Below are 12,400 nucleotides of genomic sequence, written 5' to 3' on the forward strand. Positions count from 1 at the left end.
TTGAAAAGCTTATTTACTCTTTTCAATAGTGAGGATTGTTATTGTGAATGGGTATGACCATCGCTATATACTTATATAAAGTACACCTTCTTTACAAACAATGAACTTGATTTAAGGTGTGAAATTTTTGGCAATGGCTTGGCGATATATGCATTTATTCAACACTGCCACCAGTCTTACTTCAGACAAACTTCAGACTAACCTCGAATTCGTATTATGCCCACCACATGTCTGCTGGCTTGTCGTAAATATTAACAGATTTCAAAGTTTGACAAGCTTTTTGGAAACCTTCTTCTACTGACATAATAGGATCTTCATGTTCAATACTTAATACATAATCATATCCATTAATAATAAGTTGGCTTATGATATCTGCCCATACATATGGACTATGTCCATAACCAACTGTACGGAACGTCCATGCTCTTGTTGCAACGTTACCATATGGTTGCATATCAGTTAGACCATACATATTTACATTTTCTTGATTAATATACGTATCTTTAGCATGGAAGTGATGAATTGCATTTGCTTGGCCTAATATGCGAATCGCAGCAATTGGGTCGATACCTTGCCACCATAAATGACTAGGATCTAAGTTAGCACCGATGTATTCATTTGTAGCCTCACGTAACTTCAACATCGTATATGGTGTATGAACTAAAAATCCTGCATGCAACTCTATGGCAATTTTTACATCTTGCTCTTTTGCAAACTCAGCTAAATCTTGCCAATATGGTATCAACTTTTCATTCCACTGATAATCATAAATTTCAGAGTAGGCTGTTGGCCAAGGTGTAACAGGCCAATTAGGCTTTTTAGCGGTATCATCTGATCCTGCAATGCCAGAAAATGTATTAACAACTGGCACGTCTAATAGATTTGCTAAACGGATTGTTTTACGTAACGTTTCATCCGCTTCTTTCGCTTCTGTCGGATCTGGAGAAATTGGATTGTTATGACAACTGAAACCACTTATTTGTAAGCCTCTGTCTGTGATTGACTTCATAAATGCTTGTCGCTTGTCTTCATTTTCTAACAACTCATCTAACTTACAAAATTTATCTCCTGGGTTACCACCTGTTCCAACTTCAATCATATCCAATCCAGATTCTGCGACATAATCTAACATATCTTCGAAATTTTTATCGTAAAATAATACTGAAAATACACCTATTTTCATTGAAAAGCACTCCTTCTTTTTATATTGAGAATTTTGTATTATATATAATAATCATTAAAGTTGTATGCTCTTGTTATCAAGATCGCTACGATAAATCGCTTCTATAAGGGCATTTACATTGCGTGCTTCTTCCGGTTTTACCACAATCTCTTCTATCCCTAAACACGCATTGACAAAGTTACGCGCCTGTCTCTCACCAGCAATGTCTTCGTTATGCTCAACATTAGCTTTGCTTTCAAAAATAGTTCCAAAGCGGGGCTCATATATTTCAAATGGAAATAAATTGATACCGCCATCTTCGCCTGATAAACTAACGTGTACCTTATCTTCCTTTATATTTGCAGACCACGAACATTCAAACTGCATGCTTGCTCGATTGGCAAATGTCATATAACTAGTAACATGATCATCGACATCAAATTTAGTGTGATCAAATGTTCCCCAATCATTAATTTGATTCGGTTGTTTGCTCAATTGATTATATGTTTTTCCTAGCACTTCATGCGGCACCATATCTTTACCTAGTAGCCACAAAGATAAGTCTAACAAGTGGCAACCATAATCGATTAAACTACCGCCACCTTGCAATGCCTTATTGGTAAAAACACCCCACCCAGGCACTTTACGCCTACGCATCGCTTGTACACGTGCTACTAAAGGTTTTCCAACCACACCTGATTCAATTGCTTTTTTAGCAGTAATTGCCACATCTGTGTGACGATAATGATATGCGACAGTTAATAATTTGCAATTTTTATTAGCCGCTTCAATCATGCGGTCACACTCTTCCGTCGTCATCGCCATTGGCTTTTCACACAATACATGGACACCATGGTTCAATGCCTCTATAGAAAGATCAGCATGGAATTTATTAGGTGTACAAATGACCACCGCATCAACAAGTTTAAACAGCTCGCTAGGTGTCTCAACTGCATGAGGTATATTAAAGCGCTTCGCAACATCAATCATCTGCACTGTATTAATATCTTGTACTGCAACTAATGAGACTGTGTCTTTGAGTTTCAGCAATGCTGGAATATGACGGTCTTGTGCAATACCACCAACACCTATCACACCAACTTTTAATTTTGTCATGATGTGCCTCCTTACCGTATGATGTTATTCAAAGTAAATTGCTTTGCCTGATTTTGCAGACTGATAAATCGCTTCAAGAATTTTTGTAACTACCATTGCTTGTTCCGGTTTCACAACTGGTTCAGTATCATTTACAACTGCATCAATCCAAGCTTTTGCTTCTTCTTCAGCTTCATCCACTTCATTACCTTCATAAAAGTCGACGCCTTTGTTTTCCAATTCAACGTGTTTGGTATAAAGTGTGCCCATATCTTCACCATGAATACGTAGACCATCCTTCATATCAGCACCTGCTTTCGTTCCTGATAATGAACATTTTGCCTCATCCACTTCTAAAGAATTAATCGCCCAAGCGGATTCTAAAATGATCGTCGCTCCGTTCTTCATTTTAATAAAGCCAAACGCAGAATCTTCAACTGTAAATTCATCTGGATTCCATGAACCCCAAGCGTTTGCCGCATCATGCTGTTTATTTAATTTATGGAATGTTGAACCCATCACTGATTCTGGTTCATAATTATCCATCATCCATAACGTTAAATCTAAAGCGTGTGTACCGATATCGATTAATGGTCCTCCACCTTGAGCTTCTTCGTCTAGAAATACACCCCATGTTGGTACTGCTCGACGACGAATAGCATGTGCCTTTCCGAAATAAATGTCACCTAAGTCGCCACGTTGCGCTGATTTATATAAAAATTGACTATCTGGTCTGAAGCGATTTTGATAACCTATTGTTAATTTTTTACCTGTTGATTTAGCTGTATCTATCATTTTTTGAGCTTCTGCTGTCGTTTTAGCCATTGGTTTTTCACACATCACATGTTTACCGGCATGCAACCCTGCTACAGTAATTTCACAATGCGAGTCATTTGGCGTACAAACATGGATAACATCAATCGTGTCATCTTTTAACAATGCTTTGTAATCATCATAAACCTTTGCATTGTCAGTACCGTATGCTTCTGCCGCACACGCTGCTTTCGAAATGTCTACGTCACAAAATGCGATCATTTCAACATTTTCAACTTTTTGTAAACTTGGCATGTGCTTGCCATTCGCAATACCACCACACCCAATGATTCCAACTTTAATCGTCATCATAACGTCCTCCTTTAAATCTTTATCGTCATTAGTACGTATGTCGAGCCTTAAACATCAATCAACGTTCTAGGCTATTTTTAGATACATATTAGCTGTGGCTAATTTGTAAGAGCCACTACACAATAAATTCATTAGTGGTTCTTTATCATTTCTGCCCCGCTCCCAATTTCAAACTAACCTTTTGTCGCACCTGTTGTTAAACCTGATACTAAGTAGCGTTGCAAGAACAAGAATACGATTGCTATAGGTACTGCAATCATAATTGCCCCTGCTGCAAACACTGTGAAATTATTTGCATACTTATCATTAATAAAGTTGAACAATCCAACTGCTAATGTGAATTTTTCAGGACTTCTTAATAGTATTTTAGGTAATATAAAGTCCATAAATGGCCCCATAAAATTGAACAAAGCAACAACTGCTAAAATTGGCTTAGCTAATGGAAGCATAATTTGTAAGAAAATACGCATATGGCCAGCACCATCAATTTTGGCAGATTCATCAAGTTCTTTTGGAATCGTATCGAAGTAACCTTTCACTAAAAAGGCATTCATCGGTATAGACCCACCAATATATACAAGTGTTAGTCCAAATAAAGAATCTAATAATCCAATTGTATTTAGCAAAATATAGATTGCGACCATTGCCATTAATACAGGGAACATTTGTAAAATCAAAAATGTAATCAGCCCGTATTTACGACCAACAAAGCGATATCTAGAAAAAGCATATGCTGTTAACGTGACAAATATCACACTAAACAGTGCATTTGCAGATGCTACGATAAGCGTATTTTTATACCAAGTCAGGTATTGACTACTGTCATCGAATAGTAAGAATGCATAATTTTTAAATGTTGCATTGTCTGGTATCATTTTGGCACCATACAAGTTCGTACCTGGATTAAGGGAAATGCCAAATGTCCACAGTAGTGGATATAAAATGATGACAAACATCATCGCTATAAAACTGTAAATACCGATTGCTTTTAATATGTTTTTCTTCTTTGTCATCTTATAAACCTCCCTCATCTTTAAACGTACTTGTACGTCTGAATTGAATAAATGCGACAATAGCAACAATAAATCCAATAATTAATGACACAACTGCACCCATGTTAAAGTTGTTAAACTCAAATGTCAGATTATACACCCAAGATATCAAGATATCTGTACTACCAGCATTCTGCCCTGACACTGGTGGACCACCTTTATTAAATAGATAAATAAGATTAAAATTATTGAAATTACCTGCATATTGCATAATTAACAATGGCGCTGTGGCGTAAATGACATGCGGGAATGTGATGTTTCTGAACTTTTGCCAACTAGACGCACCATCCATATCTGCTGCTTCGTACCAATCTGATGAAATACTTTGCAGTACACCAGTGAACAGTGCAAAGACGAATGGGAAACCAAGCCATACTTGAATACCAATTAATGCCACTTTTGACCAAAATGGATCACTTAACCATGCTGGTGCAATACCTAATAAAGGTTGCAATATATCATTATTTATCGCACCAAATTCATCATTAAATAACGCTACAAATATTAAAATTGTCACAAATGATGGTACAGCCCAAGGTAGGATTAACACAGTGCGGATAAATTTCTTACCTTTGACGACAGGGTGATTTACAATAATTGCCAAAAACAGCCCTAATGCAATTTGAAGTGTCGTTGCAACAAGCGTCCATACTAATGTCCAAGTAATAACACTGAAAAATGTTTTACGCCAAACGCCAATTGTGAATAACGTTTTAAAGTTATCTAAACCAACCCATTCTAATGTGTGTCTCGGAGGCGCGTTGTATAAATTGTAGTTTGTAAATGCTACTCCAAACATAAATATTAATGGAAATACAACTACAAATATCAATAAGAATGTACCTGGTGAGATTAGTAAGTATGGGAACGTCTTGTCCCATGTTGCAACCATACGTGCCTTCGGATCCTTTATTTCCTCATTGCGATTAAATCGTTCAGCATTACGATATGCATCTAAAATATTAATGACATATAGCATGATTGCAAAAGCAACGAGTAAGATAGAAATAATACCTTGTGCAAGTAAGACACGAGAATCGTCTAACTTAGGTACTGTCCCTAATGTGAACAATCCCCAAAAACCAATATTTAAAAAGCTATAAAATACAGAAATAAAACTGATGAAAAAGATAAAAAATATCGTCCCTTTAATGGGTCTTTTATTATAAAACTGTCCCAAACCAGGTATAACAGATAATAATGCCGCTAATTTAGGGTTACGTTTCGTCATAACTAATCTCCTTTCTTATCATTTTGTGACGGATGAAGAATCTTAATATTTTGCGTTATATCATTCGTCGCCTCATCTAACGCTTGTTTAGGATTCTTACCATTTGAGATAAATATGCTTGCATTGCCCATCGGTTCCCAAACTTGTCGCATTTCAGGAATATTAGGCATCGGTTCAGCATGACGTGCTTGCTTTTCAAACACTTTTAAATTTGGATTAGATGATTTTACGTCAACACGTCCAGTAATTTCGCTCATTTCATCTGTATATTTTTGTAATGTATCTTTACTAGTGATATACAACATTAAATCTTTAGCCCAATACTTATGTTTACTATATTCAGATAAATACCAACCACGTACACCGAGAAATGGTTTCATAGGTTTGCCACCATCTGTAGGCAATGTTGTTACTCCTAAATCTTTACCAAACGTTTCTTGATATTCATTAATGTTCCATGGTCCAGTGACAAATTGTCCTACTTTTCCTTCTTTAAAAAGACCAATCATGACATCATGTGTTGCTGCCTTAGGAAGATACCCTTTGTCGTACCATTTTTGTAATCGTTCAGCATTCTTGACGACATGTTTTGAATTTAGTCCTAGCTGATGAATATCATATTCACTGCCATTTTTCTTGAAAATATAATCATCATTGCCGAATAAAAACGGATAATTAAAATAGAAATTTTTAGCATCAAATAGCATACCGTATTGTTTCTTTTTACTATCAGTTAGTTTGGCAGCATTAGCTTCAACTTCTTCTAACGTTTGCGGTGCATTTTTCACTAATTTTTTATTATAAAAAAGTGCGGTTGTTTCAACGATAGCTGGCAATGCTAATTGCTTATTGTCATAATTCATCGCTTTAAGTGCTTGCTTATTGAAGCCTTTCAACTCATCTTTTGATAATTTGATTTCAGCAGCTAAGCCTTGTAGATAGGCACTTCCAGTATTATCATGTGCTAAGAAAAAGATATCTGGACCTTTTCCAGCAGGAGCGTCTAGAGAAATATTTTCTAGTTGATCATTTTGACCAATATTTACAAGCTTTACTTTTATGCCAGTTTTTTTAGTATATTGATCCGTAATTTTTTTATAAAACGCCATTTGCTTGTCGCCATCCACCCACATCGTAAGTTGGTTAGGCTTGTCTTTAGAATTATCTTTATTCAATGCTTTATCAATATCTTCTTTCGAACGATTAGGGCCACATGCAGTTACGATTAATAACATTACCACGGCTAACGTGATATATTTTAAAATTTTAGACATGAATACTCCCCCTTAGACGATACGATTTCCTGTTTTTTCATCAAAAAAGTGACACTTATTCATATCAAATGCTAGTGTAATCTTGTCGTTCGCCATCACTTGTGTTCTTGAATCTAATTTAGAAATCAATTCCATTCCTTGGAATGTGCTATGTACCATAATTTCTGAACCTAACAGTTCGGATACAACTACTTCAGATTCAAATTGTGTCTCTGGAGAGGTTTGAATAAATATTGGTTCTTCATGAATGTCTTCAGCTCGAATACCTAAAATAATTTCCTTATCTAAGTAGCCAGCAGCTTTTAACTTTTCAAATTTTTTATTATGTAATTTAAAATGGTGTGTTCCTACCTTCAATCCATCCATTTCAACTGTGGCATTCAACATATTCATTGCTGGTGAGCCGATAAATTGCGCCACAAAAATGCAATTAGGGGCATCATATATTTCTCTAGGTGTGCCGACTTGCATAATGTCGCCATCTTTCAAAACAACAATTCGACTAGCCATCGTCAATGCTTCAGTTTGATCATGCGTAACATAAATTGTCGTAGTATTAAGTCGCTTATGTAATTTCAATATTTCTGTGCGCATTTGTACTCGAAGCTTCGCATCAAGATTCGATAATGGTTCATCCATTAAAAAGACTTTCGCATCCCTAACAATAGCTCTGCCCAAAGCAACACGTTGACGCTGTCCACCAGATAACGCTTTTGGTTTACGACCAAGATACTCAGTTAATCCTAATATTTCAGCTGCTTCATTAACTTTTTGTTCAATCTCTTTTTTATTCACTTTACGTAGCTTTAGCCCAAATGCCATATTTTCAAAAACAGTCATATGTGGATATAATGCATAGTTTTGAAATACCATCGCAATATCTCTATTCTTTGGTTCAACATCGTTCATGCGTTCCCCATCAATATAAAAATCTCCAGATGTGATAGACTCTAGTCCAGCAACCATTCGTAATGTTGTTGATTTACCACATCCCGATGGTCCAACAAATACAATGAATTCTTTGTCAGTAATATGTAGATTAAAATCTTTCACTACAGTATTGTTGTTATCATACGTCTTTTTAATATGCTCTAACTTTAGTTCTGCCATGTTATGCCTCCCATACTTTGTTTACAGTTTGATTGTGCAATACACTTTGTGAAAACGTTTGCACAAATACTTACATAAATCATATAGTCACTTATTATTAATGTCAATCATAAATTGTAAACGTTTACATTACTGTCAGAATTAAACTTTTATACAGAAAATTGATATAGCACACAACTATTTTTAGTGTGTCAATAATGATTTTTTACGTGCGAAATTTCACTGCCAATGCTAACAACCTTGTCTTACATTTTAAATAATATCTAAATCAAACAAGTATGACTTAGCATTTCGATTTTCATTGAAAAAAGCAACCATTATGTAAGTATTATACTCACACAATGATTGCTTGATTTTTTAGACTGCGGGCACTCTTCTATAACTACAAATCATATAGGCTACGTTCCCCATCAGGTAACTGATCGATAAACGGTTTAGGATCTTCTGCATATGCATTACCTACGCCACCCTTCATTCTTTGAAAATGTAAATGTGCGCCTGTCGTTTGTTTACCTGTATTGCCTGAATATGCAATAATATCACCTGCTTTGACTCGATCACCTACTTTGACATTATATTTGTCTAAGTGTAGATACCACTGGTGATATTCTCCATTATCTTCGGCAATCTGTAATACCTTGCCGCCTAATTCATTATTAAAGATACGTGTTACTTTACCATTCGTCGGCGCTTTAATTGGTGTACCTTTTGGCAATGCAAAATCAATACCATAATGCTTACCATCAAATGGTGAATGTTGATATTTACCAAAAGTCTCAGTAATCCGACTCCCTCTAAAAAAGTCTTCCAATTTTGAGTGTCCTTGTCCTTTATGATTTTGTGTCAATTTATCGGTATATTGGTTAAACCATTTTTGTATGTCATCTATATAAATAATCGTAAATAATAGTGAAAGAAAAATGATAATTGTTGCCAAAATACGTTTTGGTCGCTTTGTCATAGTGGCATCCATCCTTCATATATTTTGGGTATTAAGTATATATTCTAAATCAACTATTTCATAATTAAATGCACTCATACTTTAGTAGTACTGCAAAATATAGATGAAGAAAATGATGGTAATTTGAATATTTTGATTGATATTAAATTTTATACCTAGTATAATAATTATACTTAAGAAAATAACAGAAACAGAGGAGAATTTTCAAATGGCAAAAGTATTATATATTACAGCACACCCTTTTAATGAACTGGTATCAAATTCTATGGCGGCTGGTAAAGCATTTATCGAAACATATCAACAACAACATCCTGAAGATGAAGTGAAACATATTGATTTATTTGAAACTTATATTCCAGTTATTGACAAAGATGTATTAACTGGTTGGGGGAAAATGAGTAATGGCGAAACGTTAACTGATGATGAACAAATGAAAGTTTCAAGATTGAGTGACATTTTAGAAGAATTTTTAAGTGCAGATAAATATGTGCTTGTAACGCCTATGTGGAACCTTTCTTTCCCACCTGTAGTTAAAGCATATATTGATGCTATTTCAATTGCAGGTAAAACTTTTAAATATTCTGCTGAAGGACCACAAGGTTTACTAACTGACAAAAAAGTATTACACATTCAATCACGTGGTGGATATTATACTGAAGGACCTGCTGCTGATTTTGAAATGGGTGACCGTTATTTAAGAACAATTATGACATTCTTAGGTGTGCCATCATATGAAACAATCATTATTGAAGGACACAATGCCGAACCGCATAAAACTGAAGAAATTAAAGCAACTAGTATTAATAATGCTGAAAAATTGGCAACAACATTTTAATTGTTATCTACACTGTGTGACTAATCAAACGTCATACAGTGTTTTTTTGATTTTCTTACAATCCTTTTCAACTTTTTATATACATCTATTGTTTTTACAAATTTAAATTTTGACATTCACTTTAGTTATGATGTAAATATTTTTAAAACATATGATAGTGTTGATGATATATTTTGAGAGTAGATATGAAAGTATGAAGACACATAAAAACTTCTGGTTAAACTTAGTAGCGAACATTAATACTTATGCTGTAATTATAGAAACATCCAAATCATCTATTAAAATCCCACATTATAAAAACACCTCACATAACTCGTTCAACTGTACCAAACCACATCACGTTAGATTTTAGACTAACTATTGTGATGTACATCAAAAACGAATATGTGAGGTGTTGTATATTTACAAAGGTGACTAGCGTTTCGTATAGCATTTCCAACATTACTACACTCAAGCGTCACGCTAAAGTTCGAAATCGAATCCTTTCTTTCAACAAAAGTCCTTATCCACTACAAACTTCATATCAAGCGTATAAACTATCTTGTGATACTATCTCGATCATATCTATAGTATGCATTTGTGTTCCGTTTCACTGAAGTATATGTATCATCAGTTAAGTATAAACCGTCATCCTTCAATGTTACTTGATAACCTTTCTTTCGTGCTAACCAGGTAATATCTATATAATTTTCTCCTGCGTTTTCATAACTTCTTAAATCTTCAATATGTGCACTAACTTCAGAGAAGATGATTCTAACGACACTTTCATCAACCCAATATTTGTCATGCATCCATCGCACTTGATCTGCCAATAAAGGTAACTGCACATCATTGAAATATACACGATATACATTACTACCATACATTTGACGATATGGTAATGGTTGTTTTCTAATTGATAATACCTCACCACCCATCACTGTACCTTCCCTCGTATCATCAGCACCTCCCGATGCGTCACGTGTATTCAAGTCAACATGTAGCCCATGTACATCTCCAATATAGGCATCTGGTTTATGTTCCATTGCATGTCCACGTGCAATCAATGCTAAAATTGTAGATTGTGAAAATTGAGGCTCCCATTCAATGCGATTAGGATGGCTACTATAAATTCTAGGTTCATCTATAGCCTGCTGAATATCCATGCCAAACACTAATACATTGATTAATGTTTGCGCAACACTAGCAATGATACTTATAGCACCAGGTGCACCTACTGTTAATATTGGCTTCCCGTGATGCATCACAATCGTTGGAGCCATGTTACTTAGTGGTCGTTTATAAGGTGCAATTTCATTGATCCCACCCGTCACAACATCAAAACCATCCATTGTGGTATTCAATAACACGCCGTAGCCTGGAATCGTGATACCCGATCCGTAAATCATACCGATTGATGTCGTAAATGAAGCAATATTACCTTCCTTATCAATCACACAAAAATGAGTTGTTTCGGTATGATTTTCTTCAACATCTGTATGACTAATGCAATCAGACACAACACCATGCTCTATATCAATATTTGCTTTATTGCTATCAATGAGCTTACTGCGTGCTTTTAAATAATCGTCATCAATTAATGACTGTACAGGCACCTCATGAAAATTATCATCCGCCAAGTATTGCGCGCGATCACTATATGCTAAATGCATCGCCTGTATCAAATGATGCAAGTAATCAACAGATCTTGGACCCATAGATTGTAAATCGACATGTTCTAATAACTTCAATATTTGAATTACCGTGATACCGCCAGAACTAGATGGTCCCATTGAATAAATGTCATAGTCTTTAAATGTCGCACTGATTGGCGCTTTAATCTGAATATCATAATTGGCTAGATCCTCTAAAGTGATTGTCCCACCACATGCTTTGACAACATTGACTAATTGTTTCGCAATGTCACCTTTATAAAATGCATTAAACCCTTGTTCTCTTAATATTTGAAATGTCTTACCTAATTCGGGTTGTACAATCCAATCACCTTCACGCCAATATTGATTTTCATGGGTAAATACTTGTGCCGTTTCGTGATACTTTGTCAATCGCGCGTGTTGCTGGCGCGAATATTTTTCAGTAGCCCAATTAGCTGAATGACCTTCAATGGCTAGTTCAATTGCAGGATTAATTAAATCTTCCAATGACAATTTAGCATAACGCTTGTGAATATAATCAAACAGCTTTGGAATTGCTGGCACAGCGACAGTTTTACCATGTGTAGTCATATCAAAAAATGATTTATATTCGCCTGAATCATCTAGATAAAATTGTTTGTCTACATGTGCAGGGGCTGTCTCACGCGCATCAAACGCAGTTATACTGCCAGTACTTTGCTCATAATATAGCAAGTACCCGCCACCACCAATACCTGATGCAAATGGTTCTACCACATTCAATGCCAGTTGAATTGCAATCACGGCATCCATAGCGTTGCCACCTTGATTTAATACATCCTTACCAATTTTAGCCGCAAGAGGATGTGATACGGAAATTAACCCTTCTTTAGATGTTTTTGTCTGTTTGTCATTTAAGTTAATGACCATACTATATCCTCC

Annotated in this window: 10 protein-coding genes; 1 reads left to right on the top strand and 9 read right to left on the bottom strand. The window is 35.4% G+C overall.

Going from position 1 to position 12,400, the window contains the following annotated elements; all coding sequences use genetic code 11:
- Positions 1 to 214: 214 nt before the first annotated feature.
- The 8 genes from NST10_RS09045 to NST10_RS09080 form a co-directional block, all read right to left on the bottom strand.
- Positions 215 to 1,183: a sugar phosphate isomerase/epimerase gene (locus NST10_RS09045; RefSeq protein ID WP_000690411.1), complete on the bottom strand. Its 969-nt coding sequence runs from the start codon at positions 1,181 to 1,183 to the stop codon at positions 215 to 217.
- Positions 1,184 to 1,237: 54 nt separating this feature from the next.
- Positions 1,238 to 2,278, bottom strand: coding sequence for a Gfo/Idh/MocA family oxidoreductase (locus NST10_RS09050; RefSeq protein ID WP_000163803.1), 1,041 nt, complete (start codon positions 2,276 to 2,278; stop codon positions 1,238 to 1,240).
- Between the two features lie 24 nt (positions 2,279 to 2,302).
- On the bottom strand, positions 2,303 to 3,379 hold the full coding sequence (locus NST10_RS09055) for a Gfo/Idh/MocA family oxidoreductase (RefSeq protein ID WP_000153458.1): 1,077 nt from the start codon (positions 3,377 to 3,379) through the stop codon (positions 2,303 to 2,305).
- Between the two features lie 176 nt (positions 3,380 to 3,555).
- A complete protein-coding gene (locus tag NST10_RS09060) occupies positions 3,556 to 4,395 on the bottom strand; it encodes a sugar ABC transporter permease (RefSeq protein WP_000162661.1) in 840 nt (279 codons plus the stop codon).
- A 1-nt stretch (position 4,396) separates the two neighbouring features.
- Complete coding sequence (locus NST10_RS09065) at positions 4,397 to 5,665, bottom strand: ABC transporter permease subunit (RefSeq protein ID WP_339209565.1); 1,269 nt, start codon at positions 5,663 to 5,665, stop codon at positions 4,397 to 4,399.
- 2 nt (positions 5,666 to 5,667) lie between these two features.
- Positions 5,668 to 6,939: a maltodextrin ABC transporter substrate-binding protein gene (locus NST10_RS09070; protein WP_000034978.1), complete on the bottom strand. Its 1,272-nt coding sequence runs from the start codon at positions 6,937 to 6,939 to the stop codon at positions 5,668 to 5,670.
- 12 nt (positions 6,940 to 6,951) lie between these two features.
- On the bottom strand, positions 6,952 to 8,049 hold the full coding sequence (gene ugpC / locus NST10_RS09075) for a sn-glycerol-3-phosphate ABC transporter ATP-binding protein UgpC (protein WP_000818914.1): 1,098 nt from the start codon (positions 8,047 to 8,049) through the stop codon (positions 6,952 to 6,954).
- Between the two features lie 382 nt (positions 8,050 to 8,431).
- Positions 8,432 to 9,010, bottom strand: coding sequence for a M23 family metallopeptidase (locus NST10_RS09080; RefSeq protein WP_000166911.1), 579 nt, complete (start codon positions 9,008 to 9,010; stop codon positions 8,432 to 8,434).
- Positions 9,011 to 9,218: 208 nt separating this feature from the next.
- Here NST10_RS09080 and NST10_RS09085 point away from each other — a divergent pair, with 208 nt between their 5' ends.
- The gene (locus tag NST10_RS09085; RefSeq protein ID WP_001151462.1) at positions 9,219 to 9,845 is read left to right on the top strand and encodes an FMN-dependent NADH-azoreductase; all 627 of its coding nucleotides are present in this window, start codon (positions 9,219 to 9,221) and stop codon (positions 9,843 to 9,845) included.
- A 536-nt stretch (positions 9,846 to 10,381) separates the two neighbouring features.
- On the opposite strand, the gene ggt is transcribed toward NST10_RS09085, so the two are convergent.
- Positions 10,382 to 12,388 carry a gamma-glutamyltransferase gene (gene ggt / locus NST10_RS09090; protein WP_339209574.1) on the bottom strand — a complete coding sequence of 669 codons (2,007 nt, stop codon included), beginning with the start codon at positions 12,386 to 12,388 and terminating at the stop codon, positions 10,382 to 10,384.
- Positions 12,389 to 12,400 lie beyond the last annotated feature (12 nt).

Origin of the sequence: Staphylococcus sp. FSL W8-0305 (assembly GCF_037966415.1) — a bacterium.
GTDB lineage: Bacteria > Bacillota > Bacilli > Staphylococcales > Staphylococcaceae > Staphylococcus > Staphylococcus aureus.

Excerpts from the sequence above, each read along its gene's own strand:
- NST10_RS09050 (WP_000163803.1), bottom strand. The coding sequence starts at position 2,278 with ATGACAAAATTAAAAGTTGGTGTGATAGGTGTTGGTGGTATTGCACAA.
- NST10_RS09085 (WP_001151462.1), top strand. The coding sequence starts at position 9,219 with ATGGCAAAAGTATTATATATTACAGCACACCCTTTTAATGAACTGGTA.
- NST10_RS09080 (WP_000166911.1), bottom strand. The coding sequence starts at position 9,010 with ATGACAAAGCGACCAAAACGTATTTTGGCAACAATTATCATTTTTCTT.
- NST10_RS09045 (WP_000690411.1), bottom strand. The coding sequence starts at position 1,183 with ATGAAAATAGGTGTATTTTCAGTATTATTTTACGATAAAAATTTCGAA.
- ugpC (WP_000818914.1), bottom strand. The coding sequence starts at position 8,049 with ATGGCAGAACTAAAGTTAGAGCATATTAAAAAGACGTATGATAACAAC.
- NST10_RS09070 (WP_000034978.1), bottom strand. The coding sequence starts at position 6,939 with ATGTCTAAAATTTTAAAATATATCACGTTAGCCGTGGTAATGTTATTA.
- NST10_RS09060 (WP_000162661.1), bottom strand. The coding sequence starts at position 4,395 with ATGACAAAGAAGAAAAACATATTAAAAGCAATCGGTATTTACAGTTTT.
- NST10_RS09065 (WP_339209565.1), bottom strand. The coding sequence starts at position 5,665 with ATGACGAAACGTAACCCTAAATTAGCGGCATTATTATCTGTTATACCT.
- ggt (WP_339209574.1), bottom strand. The coding sequence starts at position 12,388 with ATGGTCATTAACTTAAATGACAAACAGACAAAAACATCTAAAGAAGGG.
- NST10_RS09055 (WP_000153458.1), bottom strand. The coding sequence starts at position 3,379 with ATGACGATTAAAGTTGGAATCATTGGGTGTGGTGGTATTGCGAATGGC.